The organism is Pedobacter hiemivivus (assembly GCF_004331685.1).
GTDB lineage: Bacteria > Bacteroidota > Bacteroidia > Sphingobacteriales > Sphingobacteriaceae > Pedobacter > Pedobacter hiemivivus.
On the sequence record NZ_SJSM01000017.1, the window covers coordinates 93476 to 112523 of the forward strand.

Annotated in this window: 18 protein-coding genes and 1 tRNA gene; 3 read left to right on the plus strand and 16 right to left on the minus strand. The window is 38.2% G+C overall.

Translation table 11 applies throughout. The features are described from left to right. Positions 1 to 14 precede the first annotated feature (14 nt). Positions 15 to 860 carry a helix-turn-helix domain-containing protein gene (locus EZ444_RS20610; protein ID WP_131611041.1) on the minus strand — a complete coding sequence of 282 codons (846 nt, stop codon included), beginning with the start codon at positions 858 to 860 and terminating at the stop codon, positions 15 to 17. 113 nt (positions 861 to 973) lie between these two features. Between EZ444_RS20610 and map the strand changes: the two genes are divergently transcribed. Then, positions 974 to 1735 (plus strand): type I methionyl aminopeptidase, encoded by a 762-nt coding sequence (gene map / locus EZ444_RS20615; protein WP_131611042.1) that lies wholly within the window; start codon positions 974 to 976, stop codon positions 1733 to 1735. Between the two features lie 22 nt (positions 1736 to 1757). Here the strand turns inward: map and EZ444_RS20620 are convergent, their stop codons facing one another. Then, the gene (locus EZ444_RS20620) at positions 1758 to 2150 is read right to left on the minus strand and encodes an RNA recognition motif domain-containing protein (protein ID WP_131611043.1); all 393 of its coding nucleotides are present in this window, start codon (positions 2148 to 2150) and stop codon (positions 1758 to 1760) included. A gap of 187 nt (positions 2151 to 2337) precedes the next feature. On the opposite strand from EZ444_RS20620, the gene EZ444_RS20625 reads away from it, so the two are divergent. Beyond that, positions 2338 to 2919, plus strand: coding sequence for an LOG family protein (locus EZ444_RS20625; RefSeq protein WP_131611044.1), 582 nt, complete (start codon positions 2338 to 2340; stop codon positions 2917 to 2919). Positions 2920 to 3072: 153 nt separating this feature from the next. Here the strand turns inward: EZ444_RS20625 and EZ444_RS20630 are convergent, their stop codons facing one another. Then, positions 3073 to 3948 carry an SDR family oxidoreductase gene (locus EZ444_RS20630; RefSeq protein ID WP_131611045.1) on the minus strand — a complete coding sequence of 292 codons (876 nt, stop codon included), beginning with the start codon at positions 3946 to 3948 and terminating at the stop codon, positions 3073 to 3075. A 107-nt stretch (positions 3949 to 4055) separates the two neighbouring features. Here EZ444_RS20630 and EZ444_RS20635 point away from each other — a divergent pair, with 107 nt between their 5' ends. Beyond that, positions 4056 to 4433, plus strand: a complete 378-nt coding sequence (locus tag EZ444_RS20635) for a winged helix-turn-helix transcriptional regulator (protein WP_131611046.1) — start codon at positions 4056 to 4058, stop codon at positions 4431 to 4433. 81 nt (positions 4434 to 4514) lie between these two features. On the opposite strand, the gene EZ444_RS20640 is transcribed toward EZ444_RS20635, so the two are convergent. From EZ444_RS20640 to EZ444_RS27455, 13 genes are all read right to left on the minus strand, one after another. Beyond that, positions 4515 to 4594: transfer RNA gene (locus EZ444_RS20640), tRNA-Leu, on the minus strand. Between the two features lie 60 nt (positions 4595 to 4654). Next, a complete protein-coding gene (locus tag EZ444_RS20645) occupies positions 4655 to 4939 on the minus strand; it encodes a DUF3817 domain-containing protein (RefSeq protein WP_131611047.1) in 285 nt (94 codons plus the stop codon). 80 nt (positions 4940 to 5019) lie between these two features. After that, positions 5020 to 5559 carry a Fe-S protein assembly co-chaperone HscB gene (gene hscB / locus EZ444_RS20650; RefSeq protein ID WP_131611048.1) on the minus strand — a complete coding sequence of 180 codons (540 nt, stop codon included), beginning with the start codon at positions 5557 to 5559 and terminating at the stop codon, positions 5020 to 5022. A 5-nt stretch (positions 5560 to 5564) separates the two neighbouring features. Then, entirely contained in the window at positions 5565 to 6899 is a 1335-nt protein-coding gene (gene rseP, locus EZ444_RS20655) for an RIP metalloprotease RseP (RefSeq protein ID WP_131611049.1), read from the minus strand. A 36-nt stretch (positions 6900 to 6935) separates the two neighbouring features. Beyond that, positions 6936 to 8087, minus strand: coding sequence for a 1-deoxy-D-xylulose-5-phosphate reductoisomerase (locus tag EZ444_RS20660; protein ID WP_131611050.1), 1152 nt, complete (start codon positions 8085 to 8087; stop codon positions 6936 to 6938). Next, positions 8088 to 9620 (minus strand): GH3 auxin-responsive promoter family protein, encoded by a 1533-nt coding sequence (locus EZ444_RS20665; protein WP_131611051.1) that lies wholly within the window; start codon positions 9618 to 9620, stop codon positions 8088 to 8090. It lies immediately after the preceding gene. Between the two features lie 9 nt (positions 9621 to 9629). Continuing rightward, a complete protein-coding gene (locus EZ444_RS20670) occupies positions 9630 to 10415 on the minus strand; it encodes a hypothetical protein (protein WP_131611052.1) in 786 nt (261 codons plus the stop codon). Then, the gene (locus tag EZ444_RS20675; protein WP_131611053.1) at positions 10412 to 11380 is read right to left on the minus strand and encodes a glycosyltransferase; all 969 of its coding nucleotides are present in this window, start codon (positions 11378 to 11380) and stop codon (positions 10412 to 10414) included. Before EZ444_RS20675 ends, EZ444_RS20670 begins: the two co-directional genes overlap by 4 nt. A 3-nt stretch (positions 11381 to 11383) precedes the next feature. After that, the gene (locus EZ444_RS20680; protein WP_131611054.1) at positions 11384 to 12337 is read right to left on the minus strand and encodes a glycosyltransferase family 2 protein; all 954 of its coding nucleotides are present in this window, start codon (positions 12335 to 12337) and stop codon (positions 11384 to 11386) included. Positions 12338 to 12491: 154 nt separating this feature from the next. Beyond that, positions 12492 to 13718 carry a TlpA family protein disulfide reductase gene (locus tag EZ444_RS20685; protein WP_205945314.1) on the minus strand — a complete coding sequence of 409 codons (1227 nt, stop codon included), beginning with the start codon at positions 13716 to 13718 and terminating at the stop codon, positions 12492 to 12494. Positions 13719 to 13723: 5 nt separating this feature from the next. Beyond that, positions 13724 to 15058: a RagB/SusD family nutrient uptake outer membrane protein gene (locus tag EZ444_RS20690; protein ID WP_131611055.1), complete on the minus strand. Its 1335-nt coding sequence runs from the start codon at positions 15056 to 15058 to the stop codon at positions 13724 to 13726. Positions 15059 to 15069: 11 nt separating this feature from the next. Next, positions 15070 to 18660 (minus strand): SusC/RagA family TonB-linked outer membrane protein, encoded by a 3591-nt coding sequence (locus EZ444_RS20695; protein WP_131611056.1) that lies wholly within the window; start codon positions 18658 to 18660, stop codon positions 15070 to 15072. 197 nt (positions 18661 to 18857) lie between these two features. Continuing rightward, the coding region (locus tag EZ444_RS27455; protein WP_205945306.1) for a hypothetical protein at positions 18858 to 19048 on the minus strand (191 nt) is incomplete at its 5' end.

Consider the following 19048-nt stretch of genomic DNA (forward strand, 5'->3'; position numbering starts at 1 on the left):
GATCCCTGCACAGCTTATTTGCTAGCAACCCGTCTCTGATTGAAAATCAAATACCCTAGCGGGGTTTTTCCGGTATAGGTTTTAAAATCTTTTAGAAAGTGATTCGAATCGTAGTATCCATTTGATATTGCAATTCGCATCAAATCGACATCCTCACTTCCAACCAATTCAAGGTACGCATGAATAAAGCGTTGGAGTTGAATATACTCTTTAGGCAAAAGTCCAATATGCTGCACAAAACTTCTTTCCAGCCATTTATAATTTACGCCAGCATCATTTGTCACATTTCGAACAGTGCTTTGTCCTTTTATTTTATGGATATAATCTAATGTTTTATGTAAAATTTCAGGGGTATCTATCTTCCTAAAATAATTTTGAACATATGTTTCGACAAATGCCACTTTTTCTTGAATAGAATTGGATTCAAAAAATTCGTTAATACTGAAGTTAATGTGCTTAGCAATAGATTCAAATGGAACAACTGGATTATATCTAAAGTATTGAGCTTCTAAACCAAACAACTGATAGAAAGTACCTGGATGGAACCTAATTATAAAAACCTGGTCTGTATTATTGTTGTATCTTACATAAACATTCTTAATTGAGCCAGCACTTGCCCATGCAGCTTTAACTTCGAATGTATCGTTTTCTCCTCTTACCGTTATTGAGTCTTCGCAACTTTGCAAAAAAACAAGCACAGGAAAGCCATCATTGAAAATAAGATGGGTATCATGCTTTGAGTCTCTGGAGAAAACATAAAATCCCTCGATAACAGACGCTAAGTCTTTAGATGGACTAATTCTGTAACCGTCCTCATTAAATTCCCCTAATTGTATCTTCTCCAGATAATTTATCGGCATGTCGCAAATTTACGGGAAATGTAAATAGCTAAAGAATAATACGATGTCTAATATTTACTATGAGCTCAATTTAAATGCTCCTAACTTTGTGCAAAACGGAATAGCGTTAATTTATGATTGTAAAAACTGAAGAAGAGCTACTTGGTATGCAACGCGTGAGTGAGGCTGTTGGCCTTACCCTACAAAAAATGCGTGCATATACCCAGGTCGGCATGTCCACAAAAGACATAGACGAGTATGGAAAACAAATATTAGAAGCTCTCGGTGCAAAATCTGCTCCATTCGAAACCTATGGTTTCCCTGGCTATAGCTGTATTAGTGTCAACAATGAATTTGCTCATGGCATCCCATCAGGTAAAGTCATATTGAAAAATGGAGACATTATCAACATTGATGTATCTGCAGAGTTAGGTGGCTTTTGGTCAGATAATGGCTGCTCGTTTGTTATTGGAGAAGACATTCAAGGGCTACAACATCTGGTAGATACTTCAAAAGAAATATTACTTGAAGCAATTTCTCAAATTAGCGGTGGAGTAAAAATTGCTGATATTGGAAAACTAATAGAGACCAAAGCCAAAAAATCAGGATACACTGTCATCCGAGATTTAGGTGGTCATGGGGTTGGACTAGGTTTACATGAGGAACCCGATGCCATAATGAATTATTATGATCGTTATGATAAAAGGCGATTTAGAAAGGATTCTGTTGTCGCTATTGAAACGTTTATCTCCACCCAATCTACATTTATTGAGAAGGCCGCAGATGGTTGGGCTTTTGTAGGCAATAATGGCGGTTTTGTAGCCCAGCATGAACACACGATATTGATTACGTCAGGCAAACCAATAATTTTGACAGCAGCGAACGGAATCCGCTAAATCCGCTCTACTGTCACCAGACTTAGTTCTCCGCTCTGAATGTATTTGACATTAGTTTTCTAGGGCGCTTACTTTTAAAGGACTCTGGGTCACTTGCCGCACTACTTGCATTGCCCTGTAATTCTTGAGAACGGAAGTGGTTTGTTTTAACCGTTCTCGGCCGCTCTGCCCTATCCTCATCAGCTAATTTGACACGAATCTTCCTACCCTTTAACACCATGCCATTTACAGCAGCAATAGCCCTGTCGGCGTCTGCTTGCTCCTCCATCTCGATAAAGCCAAAACCTTTATGTCTTTGGGTCACTTTATCTTTCAGTAACTCTATGCTATGTATTGCACCATGGATACTAAATATCTCCATCAGGTCGGCTTCTTGTATATCTAGTGGATATCCCACTACAAATAATTTTATCATGATTATATTTAAAAAAATTCACAAAATTGTATGAAAGCAAAAACCTTAGATCTCTCTAAGGCTGTCAAAGGTACCGTTTCTTGGGAGTACTTTAGATATTTAGATGATATTTCAGGCTTTTACACTCCTATTATACAATCCATTGTAGAGAATACCGATAATTGCTTAAAGCGTAAATAAAACATACATGAAGAGGATAACAGTATTTTGTGGTTCTAGTTTCGGAACTGAGAAGGACTATGAAGCACAGGCCAATTTATTGGGTAAAACACTAGCTGGAAGAAACATCGGTCTTGTATACGGTGGAGCGAATATTGGATTAATGGGTGCTGTTGCAAACGGGGCAATCGAAAATAAGGGAGAGGTAATTGGTATATTGCCTCGTTTTTTACAAAACAAAGAAATTGCTCATAAAGGATTAACGGAATTAATTATAGTAGAAACTATGCATGAGCGGAAAACCAAAATGAACGATCTTAGTGATGGCGTGATCACTTTGCCTGGTGGTTTCGGAACTTTAGAAGAGTTTTTTGAAATGCTGACCTGGGCACAACTTGGTCTCCATAAAAAGCCAATTGGGATTTTAAATATCAACGGTTTTTATGATGAACTGTTAGCATTAGTAGAAACAATGGTAAAAAAGGGATTTCTGAAAGTAGTGAACCAAAATATGCTGTTAACAAGTGATAACATTAACGATCTCCTTGACAAAATGGCATCTTATGAAGCCCCAACTGTTAATAAATGGATATCTAAAGATGAAATATAAGTCGTTGATTCCAACTCCACATGTTTACAAAATTAAAGTCCATAGAGGTACATTCAAAAATTGACAAAAACCAAAAAACCCTCTTCATTATATAAAGAGGGTTTTAAGAAAATTATTTTTCACCAATAATCAGTCCGATTGAGATATAGAAACCTAATAAATCTGAGCGATAAACTGGGACATGGTTGTAGGCTTTCTACCTAAGAATGCTTCTAACGTATCATCCACGACATCCATTGTGCCTTGCGCCTGAGCCATCGCCCACATGGTAAACATACCAATATACAAGTCTGGAACTCCAAACTGTTTCATTTTAGATTCAAATAGGTCAACTTCCAGGGATTGATATTTAACATCTTTTCCCAATTGATCGCCTATGGCCTTAGCTATCTCACTAAAAGAGACCGAAGTCGAATTAGTTAAACTATAAATTTGCTTTTCATGTCCTTCGGTAGTTAATACATGTGCAGCAGCTTCTGCTAACTCATCTCGAAGAACATAGCTTGCTTTACCGTCCCTTGCAGGGAACAATATGACGCCAGTCTCAGCTACTTTTTCTCCAGCAAAAATTGGTATCATTTCCAGATAAATACCATTTTGAAGAATAGTATAATCAATGCCACTATCTATCAGATAAGCTTCTGTTTGTACATGTGAATTCTGGAATGCGGCTATAGACGAATTTTCAAAATTTGTTTTCCTTACAAAAGAGGTATAAATAAGATGTTTAACATCGGCCTCTTTCGCAGCCTTTATGATGTTTATGTGCTGGGCAGTCCTGTTTTCGAAAGCTTGTCTATCGTTACTAGAAACCAATAGTAGTTTCTCTACTCCCTGAAATGCTTTAACCAATGAATCATAATCTGTGTAATCCCCTACTTTTACTTCAATTCCCCTACTTTTAAGATGGTGGCCATTTGCTACGTTTCTTACTAAAGCAGAAATTTCAGATGGTCTAACACCTTTGTTTAATAAATGGTCAATGGCTTTCGAACCGAATTGACCTGTTGCACCTGTTACTAAAATCATATTTTATATTTTATTATTATGTAAACCTAGTGATATTAATATACTAAGTATACTTTGTTATTAAACATTAGTACTATACTTTTGTATACTAAGAATAACGTAATAATATGAGTGATTTCAAGGAATTAATAGATAGAGATAAGGTGCAACAGTGCCCACGACATTATGTCCTGGCCTTAACCGACACTTTAAATGTTATGAATGGTAAATGGAAGCTACCGATAATTGCCTCGCTGCTGCATGGGAAAATCCGGTTTAAGGATTTACAAGAAAACATCGATAAAATAACTCCCAGAATGCTGTCAAAAGAACTGAAAGAACTAGAACTCAACGGCATCATAGAGCGTAAAGTGTACAATCAAACTCCTGTATTAATAGAATATATTCTAACAGATTCTGGTAAGAATATAACTAGTGTAATTGACTCGATGATTGATTGGGGAATGCTCCATAGAACTGAAGCTATCAAAAGTAGGTGGCCATGAGTTACTTGAACACCATTTGACGCATTTATGCCGTGAAATGAGCAATAAAAAACCGGAATCGATGTGTTCGATTCCGGTTAGTACCCAGCGCCGGAGTCGAACCGGCACGGTTTCCCACAGGTGTTTGAGACCAGCGCGTCTACCAATTCCGCCAGCTGGGCATTTGCTTATTCAGCGGGTTGCAAATGTATGAATTGATTTTATATTTGCAAACTTTTATTTCAATTTTCTTCTTTTAGCTTTTTATCCACCCAAAAAGGGGCAAAAGGTAGCAAGGAAGCAACCCCAATTAAGGCTGATTTCTTAAAACTCCATTTATATTCCACCCATGCCATAATTAAAAACATAATATAAAGCACGAACAGCAAGCCATGGGCCCATCCCGTGTATTTAACGGCCAAAGGCATCTCTGCCCAATACTTTAGCGGCATCGCAATAAATATCAGCAGAACGTAAGAAATACCTTCAGCGACAGCTACTTTTCTAAAAATTGATAATGTATTCATGCAATTGATTTAAGGCCGAAATTACCGCAAATAAACAGTGTAAAAAAGCCTTTAAATGCTTTTTTACACTGTCTTAACAACTAAACCAGACTAGCAGTTGCCTTATTTATACTTTCACGTATGCGCAATAAATACTTATTGCGGTAATATAGATCCTTAATCGATATCAGAGAAGCTGCTTGTTCAGCTGCATCCTGGCGATCAAAAGAAGTCGTTAATTTTAAAATTTCATCAGCTATCCCCTTTTCAATCAAGGCTACCTCATCTTTAAGTGCCGCCAAACGAACTGCATCAGGATCAAACTGCAAATCCATCAAAGCCTCATTCACATCCATCATTTCCATTAAAAAGCCTTGTGGAAGCACATAATTTTCACCTTCCGTTAATTGCCCCTTTAATTCTAAAATGTAGTGCAAACGCTTTTGCGGATCACTTAAAACCTGGTAAGCCTTATTATTCAGCGTACTCATTTCTAACACCTCCGCCTGCTTTTCTTCAGACTCGTTAATGTAAAAATCAGGATGATACTTTTTACTCAGGGCATAAAATTGTTGTTTTACAGCTGCTGCATTAGGGTTAAAACTAACCGGCAGACCATAAAAACCAAAATAGTCAGTCATGCGCCCTAATGCTTAAAGAAAGCTTTAAAAATATCGTTACCCAGTACAAATACCATTAACGACAACAACATCACAAAGCCAACTAACTGGGAACGCTCCATAAATTTATCCCCCAGTGGTTTTCCTTTAATCATTTCAATCACCAGGAACACAACATGCCCACCATCCAATGCAGGAATCGGCAACAAGTTCATAAATGCCAATGCGATTGAGATAAAGCCTGTAGAAAGCCAGAACTTCGTCCAGATCCACTCGCCACCATAAACCTTACGTGCGATCTCAACAGGACCAGAAAAGGCCTTATTCGCTTTAATATCGCCTTTTAAAACTTTCCATATCCCTTTAGCGTTATCGCTAAAAGTTGTCCAGGCTTGTTTTATACCAATTGGCAGTGCTGCCAACAGACTATACTTGATGGTCTCTTCTCTAAGCTCTTTAATATTAAAGTTAATACCGATTGTCCCCAATGTATCTACAGGAACAGCGTAAGTTAAGTGCTCAGTCCCCCTAGTTACCTCAAAAGTTAAAGTCTTCCCTTTAAACTTAGGGATCAATTCTCTTACATCAGCGTCATATTTAACTGGAATGGAATTTACGGCAACAATACGATCACCTTTTTGAAGACCCGCTTTAGCCGCAGATTTCCCAGGCACGATGCTATCAAGTGTTGTAGTTAAAAGCGGCATTCTGCTAATAAATCCTTCTACTCCAGAATCAGCTATCTTATTTAAGATATTATCAGGAACTTTAATATCGATGGTTTTATTACCTCGTACAATAGTTAAATTACTATTGCCCATCAATACTTCAGAACTGGTCAATTCATCAAAACGGATTACCTTATTCCCGTTCACGGCAATAATCCTATCTCCTTTTTGCAAGCCAAGCTCCTTACCAACAACCCCTGGATTAACACCATTAAGCGCTGAACTATTCGCAATATAGCTTTCTCCATACATAAAGGTCATGATCCAGAAAATAAAAATACCAACTACGATGTTCACAACTACACCACCAAGCATAACGATTAAACGCTGCCAGGCTGGTTTAGATCTGAATTCCCAAGGCTGTGGCGGTTGTGCCATTTGTTCGGTATCCATAGACTCATCTATCATACCGGCAATTTTAACATAGCCACCCAGAGGTAACCAACCTATGCCGTACTCACAATCGCCCATTTTAAAACTAAACAGTTTAAAGCCCCAGGCATCAAAAAACAGATAAAATTTTTCAATTTTAATTCCAAAGGCACGTGCCGCCAAGAAATGTCCTAACTCATGTAAAATTACCAAGAACGATAATCCCAACAATAGCTGGGCAGCCATAATCAATCCACTCATATTTTTCTTTTAATATTCTATTTGATCTTAAAAATTCTATTTTGTTACCAGTTGACTTGCAAATATACGTGTATGCAGATCTGTTTCTAAATAATTACTCAGGCTGGGCTGCTCAATAAAGCCTATCCCTTCCATACAAGCTTCAATCACATCACTCATTTGTAAAAACCCAATCTTGTCTTGTAAAAAGGCTTCTACCACCACCTCATTAGCTGCATTGATAATACAAGGCATATTTCCTCCTTTACGCAAGGCGACATAAGCCAAGTCAAGATTTCTAAACGTCTCCGAATCGGCTTTATAAAAATTAAGCTCCGGATAGTCAATAAAATTGAAACGTTTAAAATCACTACTTATTCTATCTGGGTAGGCCAAGGCATAATGAATCGGCAAATTCATATCTGGCAAGCCCATTTGCGCTTTCATCGATCCATCATTAAATTGCACAAGTGAATGTACAATAGATTGAGGATGCACGATCACGTCGATCTGATCTACATCCAGATCAAATAACCATTTGGCCTCAATCACTTCCAAGCCCTTATTCATTAACGAAGCTGAATCTATAGTAATCTTTGCCCCCATCACCCAATTAGGATGCTTCAAAGCTTCTGCCTTTCTAACTCCTTTAAGAAAAGAACGATCCTTACCTCTAAAAGGTCCCCCGGAAGCTGTAAGATAAATCTTTTCAATTGAATTTGTCGACTCCCCAACCAAACACTGAAAAATCGCCGAATGCTCAGAGTCCACAGGAATAATTCTTACTCCATTTTCCCTTGCCAGTTGTGTGATCAGGTCACCCGCAACAACAAGTGTTTCTTTATTTGCCAAAGCAATATCTTTACCCGCCTTGATTGCGGCAATGGTGGGCTTTAACCCTACCGATCCAACAATTGCGGTAAGCACTATATCTACGCCATCCAAAACTGCAGCTTCGCACAAAGCTTCTTCTCCTGCCAGAACCTTAATATTTGTTCCAGCCAAAGCCATTTTTACCGCTTGATATTTACTTTCATCTGTAATTACAACCAGTTCTGGTTTAAACTTTAAAGCTTGCTCAATTAACAATGCTGCATTCCCGTTCCCAGTTAACGCAGAAACCCTATACAATTCAGGGTTCCCCTCAATAACCGTTAAAGCTTGGGTACCTACAGATCCCGTAGCACCTAAAATGGATATATTTTTCAATTAAACTCCCCTCTCTTCTTCGTCATCACGCTGACGAGTTATAAAACTACTTAAATCATCCGCTATCTTCCTGTCGTTGGCAAGGCGTGGAACTTTATTTTGCCCCCCCAACTTACCTTGCGTCCTCATATAGCTTACAAACGCATCTTTTTGTAAAGAACGAATGATCAAAGGTTGCAATATTTTCCCCTCAATAAGGTCAAAATAGTAAATATTCTTTTTTTGCAAAGCCTCATCTACCTTTTTACTAAAGGACACCATATCTGCTGGCGGATTAGAAAACTCTACAAACCACTCATGATAAGGCAATTCGCCTGCAGGGGTACTCACTTGAGGAGCAACCGTAAATTCGGTAATTCCAACCCCCTCTTCATTGGCAACCGACAACAATGCATGTTCAACCTCTTCACCAATCACATGCTCGCCAAAGGCCGATATAAAATGTTTAATTCGGCCTGTCACCATAATCTTATATGGATCTTTAGATACAAACTTAACGGTATCCCCAATCACATATCCCCAAAGTCCGGCATTCGTATTTAAAACCAATGCATAATTTGTATCCAGCTCTACTTCGCCCAAACTTAAGCGGGTAGGATGGTCATTGTAAAACTCATCTGTTGGAATAAACTCATAAAACATTCCAGCATTTGCCAGTAGCAATAAGCCTTTATCTTGCTGACTATCCTGATAAGCAATAAATCCTTCTGATGCAGGGTACGTCTCTATCGAATCTATCTTTCGGCCAATACTAGCTTCAATTTTTGAGCGATAAGGTTCATAATTCACGCCACCGTAAACAAACAATTCAAAATTAGGGAAGATGTCTTTGATCTTTTTACCACCCGACTTTTCTGTCAGTCTATCAAAATACATCTGTACCCAAGGTGGTATCCCCGAAATCAGGGTCATATCCTGGTTGATTGTTTCATCCACAATCGCATCAACCTTTTCTTCCCAATCCTCAATGCAATTTGTTTGATAAGAAGGCAAGCGATTCTTCTGCAAATAAGCAGGAACCAAATTGGCCACAATACCTGATAAACGACCTACATGGATACCGTTCTTTTTGCTCATTACCGGACTGCCCTGCAAGAAAATCATCTTACCATCAATAAAGCGCACATTCCCTGTCTCATGAACATAGGTCAATAAGGCATTACGTGCAGCCTTAATCTGCTCGGGCATAGATGCAGCAGAAATGGGAATGTATTTTACGCCTGATGTTGTGCCAGATGTTTTTGCGAAATATTGAGGCTTGCCCTTCCACATCACATTCTTTTCTCCGGCCACTACCCTATCAATATAAGGTCTTAGCTCTTCATAATCCCGTATAGGGACATGCTTTTTAAAGTCCGCGTAGGTTTTTATCGATGCGAAATGATGGTCTTTACCAAAAGAAGTGCCCTTTGCCGCAGCCACCAGCTGCTTAAGCGTATCCTGCTGAGCCTTTACTGCATTTTTTTTCCATTTGTCGATACCTTTTACTACAAAGGCAGCAAATGGCTTACTTAATGCCGCTTTTAATCCCATAAATACTGATTAAACTATATTATGAATAATGTCTGGCTCACCTTCACCTTTGTATTCGCTCATCATTTTTCTGTAGGCAATTGTTAATGCCACACTTGATAAGGGAACAACAATGAATGAGCTTAAAACATTAATAAAGAAAGCAATAACAGGCCATTGCAAATAACTAACGAACAAATACAGCAAATGAAAACCTCCTAGAACCAATAACAGTAATAAGATTTTGGTAAAGTTTCCTTTGGTGATGGCCAGACTAAATTTGATAGACGAAAAAGGTGGCAGATTCTTATCAATGATAAAAAAGGGAAAGAAAGAAATTCGTATCCAGGTAATAAATATAGCGATTATACCTACCGAAATGGCAATATTGGTAATGATGTCCATATTAATTCCGAGGTAAATAAACGGGAATGCAATTAATATCACTAACGAATAAACGCCAATGATACAAAGCATAAAATATAACATGGCCACCAGAAATCTAATGATTTGCTTACGGGTGGGGATTGTACTTACAATACTCACATTCAAATCATCGTCCAGCAGGTGAAAGATGTATTTAAAGAGCGAAAGGTTGATGGTAAAGTAAAACATAATGAAGAAAAACGCCATCAATACGCTCAATCCCATATTTACATCCTTTAAAAAGAATGCCATTAAGCCCGAAGCGTTGGACGTAATGAACATTAAAAAGCAAAGGGTGGCGATGGAAAAGTAATTCTTCTTGGTTACCGCCCAAGCCTTGCCTATTACCTCATTTGTAGCAAACGTACTTTCCTTTAAAAACTCTATCATTGTTGTTTTAATACTATTCTTTTAAAAAAATCCTGCATAAACCCTAAGCCATAGGCTGTCAGTTGAATAAACGCAGCAATAATACTCAAAAATGCAACCTTTAACGATTTATTAACCTGCCATGAGTGAAAAAATATCAACATCAGGTATAACAACAATATAAAGTTACACAAATACGCTAAAGGCCAATAAAATATATTCATCAGCACTGTAAATATTACGCCACAGGTAAATACTGCCGGAAAAAAGTGCACCAACTTCAACTCTGCCGGAAAATGTTTATAAATATTTATCCTTGCCCGTCCGAAAAAGTGCAATTGTTTATAAAACTGTGCAAAACTTGTACGTCTTTTATGGTAGACTACCGCTCCCGGGATCAATCCAATTTTAAATCCATTGGAATGGATCCGAATGCTATATTCAATATCTTCCCCCAATCTGGTTAAAATAAAGCCGCCGACTTTTTCCCAAACCTCGCGCGATACGCCCATATTAAAACTTCGGGGATGAAACTGCCCCATGTGTTTTTTATTACCTCTAATTCCGCCAGTAGTAAATGGAGAAGTCATGGCATAACTGATGGCCTTTTGTATGGGTGTAAAACTTTTATGTGCGGCATCCGGACCTCCATAAGCATCCAGCTTATGCTCAAAAAGATAATCTTTAACGGTCTCCAGGTAATCTTCAGGAATCAGACAGTCGGAATCAAAGACCACAAAGTAATCGCCTTTGGCACGTTCGAAACCATAGTTCCTTGCAAAACCTTGCCCCTCGTTGGGTTTAAAAAAATACTTTACATCCAGTTTATTGGCATATTTTTCTACAATCGCCTTTGCATCATTTACGGATCCATCCTCTATCACCAAAACCTCAAACTGTAAATAAGTTTGTTTGGTTAAAGTATTCAGCAATTCGTCAATTTCCTGCGGACGGTTATAAAGCGGAATAATTATTGAAAAAAACATGGATTATAGGATCTCTTTTTCAATCAGGTAATGGTTACGTTCGGTCGCATTTCTAGTCACCAGCTCGGCCACAAAGCCTGTTAAAAACAACTGTGAACCTACGATAATCGCCACAAGCGCTATATAAAATAAAGGCTGATCTGTGACATCCCTTTTGTAAGGGGTACTCATCCAAATGTGATATAGTTTAACGCCAATCAGCCAGATCGCCATAAATGTTCCCAAAAGAAAGCTCAATACGCCCAACGAACCGAAAAAGTGCATTGGTCTTTTACCAAACTTCCCTACAAAGAAGATAGACAACAGATCCAAAAATCCGTTGATAAATCGGCTAAGTCCGAATTTGGTTACGCCATACTTACGTGCCCTGTGTTCTACAACCTGCTCTCCTATCTTTTTAAATCCTGCCCATTTAGCAATTACAGGAATATAACGATGCATCTCTCCGTAAACTTCAATGGTTTTCACCACATCCTTACGATAAGCTTTTAAACCGCAATTGAAATCGTTTAATTGTATCCCCGACATGCGGCGTGTTGCCGCATTAAATAATTTAGTAGGAATGGTTTTAGTAATCGGATCGTAGCGCTTCTTCTTCCAACCCGAAATGATATCCAGCTTCTCTTCGTTTATTCTACGATAAAGCTCAGGTATTTCATCTGGGCTGTCCTGTAAATCGGCATCCATGGTGATAATTACATTGCCTTCTGCTGCAGCAAAGGCTACATTTAGCGCTGCTGATTTACCATAATTCCTCCTGAATTTGATGGCTTTCACCCCATCGTACTCCGTTTTCAATTCTTCAATAACTGCCCATGAGGAATCTGTACTTCCATCATCAACAAAAAGAATCTCGTAAGAAAAGTTATTTTCCCGCATTACCTTGGCTATCCAAGCTGTTAATTCGGGAAGAGACTCGTCTTCATTATATAAAGGGATGACTACAGAAATATCCATGTGTGCTTATAAACGCTAAAAACCAAATGCAAACTTAGAGAAATAAAATGTCCTTCCATTAAATCCGGAGAAAATTTTATCTGATATAAAGATGCCGGCCTTCAGTCGAAAGCCGGCATCAGTTTTATAATTAAAACTAAAATATTATTTATGACTATTTTAATAAAGAGTCAAGCTGTTTCCTCAGCGCTGGATCCGAAGGTCTCTTCGCATCGCCAGAAACGATTTTACCTGTCGGATCAATCAGAATAAACCTCGGAATAGAATTGACATTAAACTTCTTCACAAAATCAGACTTAAAGTCCTTGTCGGCTATTAACTGAATACCTTGCAATTGATGATCTTTCACATAACTGATCCATTTGGCTTTATCGGCCATACGGTCAACGGAAAGACTTACAAAATGAATATTCCTATCGTGATAATCTTCCTCGAGCTTGGTTAAAAATGGAATTTCCGCCTTACAGGGAGCACACCAGGTTGCCCAAATATCAATATATACATATTTACCCAGCAGATCCTTCAAAGAAATTGATCGACCATCAACATTGGGGTACGTAAAATCGGGTGCAGCCCCTTGCTCAGACATCATTTTATCATTGGCATACATTTCCTCTATTTCAGCTTTATAATGTGGAATGGTAGCAGTGGCCATAAAACCACGAAAAGCATTAGCCCTTACGTCCTTATCTTTAGCCATCTTGATAATAAAACCCGTTGCCCTATAATTCATGTACTCCTTAATAAAAGGATTACTGATTTCACTATTGATCACTTTAATCTTTACTACACCATATTCCACAATGCTGTCCTCCTTATACTTTGTAGCACTTAACTTTGTAACATACCCATCTAACCAATTCCTATAAGCCACCGAACGTTTAAACAATGCCTCATCATTAAGCGCTGCATTTTCCTCCACAAATCGACTTAGCTTTACCTGTTCTTTGTCACTAAGTTTTTTAACAAAAGCCTTCTTATAGGCCGAATCAATTGAGCTATCATCATGTTTTTCTTCCATCAATTGATGAAGCCGCACAATGGCCAGAGAATCTATTCCATAAGACTCCATGTAACGAGTGGTTACATTTCTAGCATTGAAATCCGCATCTTTTATTTTCAACGACTTAATGGCTTCATCTTTTTCATCAGCATACTGAACACTTAGCGCAATCTTATAAGCATTCATTTTTTTAATGAACACCTCAGGCTTCATCGCATAAAGCGTATATAGATAGGAACCTTTACTCATAGGTATATATCTTGCCAACACAACCTCCTTATTTTTCAACAGGTCATCTTTTAATCCCGGCTCACCAGATTGAGCATAAGTTTTTACACTTAATAAAAGCACCAGGAGAAAATAAAATACTTTCTTCATGTCGATTAATTAATTTCCATTTTTGGATTAAAGTTTCTTACTCTAACAGGTATCTGAAAAGTATATGTATTACTGTGTGGTTTTAAAAATGCAAGGACATCACCAGTTTTCTTATCAACACGGGTTACTTCAGACATACGACCTTCTTTGTCGAGCCTTTTCATATCCATCCACCTCACACCACTATACGCCAGTTCACGTCTTCGCTCGTTAAGTACTAGGGCTAACGCAACATCTGGATTGTTCGCAGTCAAAGGTTGATAAGCTGCCGCCTTAATCCTTACTGCCCTAATCTTATTAACCAGATCCATAGCCGTTCCAGGTTCGCCATTGCGTGCTGCAGCTTCTGCCACGATCAAATAAAGTTCCTGAAAGGTAATTCCATAATTGGGTCTTCCCGGAGATGTAGCACGCGTTATACCTTTAACATTATTACTGGTCAGATACGTATATCTAAGATCCGTAGTATTAAAGTAAGTCTTCAGTTCATCTGAATATAGCATACCTGCCGGAATTAAGAATTCTTCACATGCGCGTTGCCATAAAATTTCGGGGTTCAAATCCGAAATAGGAATTCCACTTTTATTAGAAATCTTATTATAATCTATTAGCTGATGATCGGCTTTTAAGGCAAGGTTAGCATATTTAGCTGCATTTGTATAATCTCCTGTATAGAGATAAACCCTTGCCAAAAATCCTTGTGCAGCGGCTTTAGTACCGCGATACCGATTGATATTACTTACCGGCAAATAGTCTACAGCACGCAATGTATTATTTATAATCGTATCCATTGTAGCTTTTAACCTGGACCGCTGCGGCGCGACTTCAGTCACATCATTTGAGGTCACCAAGGGCAAGCCAGGGTTTACGGCCGCAGTTGCAGGGTCATAAGCTTTAGCAAATGCCGTAAGTAAATTAAAATAGGCATCTGATCGCACTAACAAAGCCTCTCCTAAAACTTCTTTCTTCTTCTGTTCAGAAGCCTCCTTCGCATTCATCGCATTTTTAACAATCACATTTGCATCGTAAATAACACGATACAACTGCCCCCATATAACAGAACTTACCTGATCATTAATATCAAGTTCTTGACGCCAGAAGTACGCGTTGGCCAAAACACTCCTGTCTGTAGGACTGTATTCGCCGTAATAATCGTCTGTACAATACAATAAAGTAGAAGGAAAGGTTTGTGTCATTGTAAGTGAGTTCAATAAACTTTCATAATCTGAAAGCTTTTCCGGAATGATTACTCCCTTTGGCTTCACTTCTAAAAAGTCTTTACAAGAGGCTAAACTAAGCAGTATAAATACGCTAAAAATGCAGTATAATATTTTTTTCATTGCGCTTTAATTTAAAAGTTTGTGGAAAGTGTTAAGCTGTAAAATGGCTGCTGAGGCAACGTTCTTATTCCTGTTCTTTTGTTGATCGCTTCCGGATCTACATCATTGCCACTAAATGTGTATTTAAAAGGATTCTGTACCTGAAAACGAATCTGGGTATTGCTGACCCCTGCTTTCTTAAGGACATCATTTTTCAGATTATAAGTTAATATAATATCTCTTAGCCTGATGTAATCCGCTTTTCTTACATAAGTATTTCCATAGGTAAAACCGTATCTCGCTGCATATCCAAAATCACCCGGACTACCATACACAGGGAGTCCAGGGATTTTTGTATCCAACTCATCACCTTTTTCTTTCCAGTAATTGGCTGCCCCCTGCAGTGGATATCCACCAAACATATCCGTTGGATTAGCCTGTTGTACCCGCATCACATGTCCACCATAATACATCAGTAAGAAAGAGAAATCGAAAGCACCCACTGAGATCTGGTTATTTAAACCCATTACATATTTGGGTGTTGTAGTTCCACTGTATTCCAGATCGTCCAAATCAACATCTACAATGACTCCTCCAAAATCACTATTATCGTTCATAACCTTAATGTTTCCATTTCTATCATAAACTCCGGGCTGGCCTAATTCGTTTAAACCTGCATACTTATAGCTAAACACCGCATTCATCGGATATCCTTTCTGAAGATCCGTACCTGTAACTATATCATAGGATGATCTTTTGTCCTTTGGTTGAACTGCCAATACTTTGTTTTTGTTAAACGAAGCTGTAACACTGGTTCTCCACTTGAAATCTGTAGTATTGATATTTAAACTATTCACCATCAGTTCAAGCCCTTTATTTTCAATTGATGCGGTATTGGCACTGTATTGATTAAAACCTAGGGTTGGGTCGGCAGACATAATTCCAAATACATCCTTAGTTTTTTTGTAATAAAAATCAACTGTTCCGGAGATTCTATTGTCCAGCACCCCGTAATCTAAACCAAGATTGTAATTATTCGTCGTTTCCCAACGGATCGACTGGTTCTCGGGCGACAATACATCGTAATAAGTCAAGGAAGAATTCAACATCGTATTTAACCGCGAATTCAGCAATAAAAATGGCCCGTTAAAACTACTTGGAACATTTCCATTAAAACCAGTAGCAGCTCTTACTTGTAGCGCATTAACCCAAGTAAGCGGTTTCATAAATTCTTCTTCAGCTAAAACCCAGCTGACTCCAGCAGACCAAAGTGGTTTATTTTTATACTTAGGATCTACACCAAAAAGATTTGACTGGTCAACACGTAAACTACCTGTAGCCACGTACCGACGGTCATATACATAAGTTCCCTGTGCATAATAAGAACGGAACCTACGGTCATTGTAAGCCTCACTAAAATAATTGGCACTGTTAAACCTTGACCCATAATCTCCTACCTCAGAAAAAGCTGGTGTAACCGTAGAGTTCAACACCTGAAGATTAACAGGTTTGTTGATCAGCGACTGTCCATCATAGCCAAAAAAAGTAGATTTATATGAGTCCGATTGCGTTTTGCGTTGTTCAATACCAAAAATACCAGAAACATTATGTTTTCTGTCTTTTGAATAATAGTTGGCATTAAACTGTCCGCGCAATGTATAGGCTACATTTCTTAAGGTTTGTTTCGTCAGAAAATCTCCTTGGGGTAAATCCGTAAACAAAGGCGTTCCTTTTACCGGGTCTTTCTTTGCTTTGGAATTGACTATATAGCGAACATTATAAGCATCATCGGTGCTCAACAGGTCATTCAAACCTTGCTCATTCTCATAGGCTCCTCCCAGATCTAAACTTAACCAGCTGGTAATTTTAGTATTTAAACGTCCCTGCGCTCTAAATGAGTTCAAAGAATTTTTGTTCGTATTTGCATACAGCTCCGCATAAGGATAATATTGCTGATCATACAAGCCCAGAGCCTTTGCCCTGTTGTTATAATCGGCATTTATGGCATAAAAGCCTTCCTTTAATTCGCCAAACGTCGCAGGCAAAGCAGTCCCGTTATCATCAACCAACCGGTCATAAGGAAGTAAATCTGTGTAAGGTGGCGTTTTTCCGCTCTCTATTTTATTATGCGTATAAGTGCCTTTAAAATCAAACGAGAATACTTTACTAAACTGATAGGTATTGGCTACATTTAATATGACACGGCTATTTTTCGATCGTACTTCATTTTCTCTTTCTCCAACATAATTCAAACCTAATAAATAGGTGCTTTTTTCATTTCCTCCACTTACATCAAAATTAATTTGCTTGGCCTGCCTGGTTTGAAAGAAAAGCCTGCTATAATCAGCAAGATTGTTATAAGATCCAATGGATGCTATTTTTTCATTTGCCTGCTGTTCAGTAATCAATTGATCTTGCTGATCGAATAAGACCAATCTAACCGGATCTATCGCATTATATTCATTATAATAAAAACGGGCATCGTTTTCCGTATTTACAATATCTCTGTTTAACTGAATATACTCGGGTGTTCCAGCATATTTCAGATATCCAAAATCAGGTTTAGCAGAAAAACCAATTGTACTTCGAAAATTAAAAACCGGCTTACCTGACTTACCTCTGCGCGTTTCTACCACAATTACACCATTTGATGCTTGTACACCATAAATGGATGCCGCAGCTGCATCCCTTAGTACAGATACCGAAACGACATCATTAGGATTGATACTGCTTAAATCTATTTCTGTTGGAAATCCGTCCACGACAATCAGCGGTCTCTTAACTGCATCAAAGGTACTTACTCCTCGAATGGATATCTCTCCAGATGCACTATTGTAAACCAAACCAGGCACCTTTCCCTCTAAGTTTTCCAAAAAATTACCTGTTACTGCCGTGCGCTGATTATAATCCTTCTCGCCAATTGTACTAGCCGCGCCTGTTAGCTGATCTTTTTTGATTTTTTGATACCCCGTACTGATCACCCCTACTTCTTCTAAATCTGAATCAGCAGACTCAAGATTAATACTCATTATCCCTTTTACAGGTACTTCTTTCGTTTTATACCCTAAATAAGAAATTACCAGCACTGCTTTTTCATCAATTCCGGTGAATACAAAACTACCGTTAGCATCAGTAATCACTATCCTATCCGAATTTTTAACTTTTACTGTCGCACCTGGTAAGGGCTTACCCTTTTCATCACTTACTTTTCCGCGAACGTCAATTCCCGCAAAAAAAGAATTCACAATATCCAATAAGGGTTCTTCCTTCATTGCAACAATTACCGCCCTATTTTTTAAGACATAAACCAGTCGCTGGCTATTAAATATCTGTTTCAAAACCGTTTCCAATTGTTGCTGTTTTGCGTTTATCGTTACTGGCTTTGCCATTTTCAGCATTTCATCTGAATAAAGAAAATCATAGCCAGTCTGCAATCGCAATTCCTTAAACAACTGTAACAATGGAGCATTCTTTGCCGATATCGTAACTTTCTGCGCAACACTTTTAGCGCTCACTTGTATAAATAAGGCAGTAATTATGATGATGGTTAACCTCATAATACGTATTAATTGACCAGCACGATAGGTTTTAAACCTATGCCGGGTTAGATCATAAAAATTCATAAATTTGTTTAGTTTGGGTTGTGTTGATAATTATTGTTTAGTCGCAATTCTGATAACCGTTTCCCGAACACAAAGCCAGGGGCCTCTCACCGAGGGCACTGAAAAAGTTCCTCATTTATGAGCCAGCTTAAGGAACGATCAAGTAGAACATGTTTTTTACTTGATCGTTTTTTTTATTGAACAAAGTTGAGATTTCGTTATACTGATTTTTTGATCAATATATACCTGTCTTTTTCGAAGGATAAATAAGCATTTTGGTTGCAATTGACTGGATTTAACTCAGATTTATTGAATATTAGATCAGTTTTAGGATTCTTTTTAAGTTTACGGTAAAAATTGCCATAGCCCCCTGCATTTCCATATTCTGTATTCCATAGGAAGTCGCACG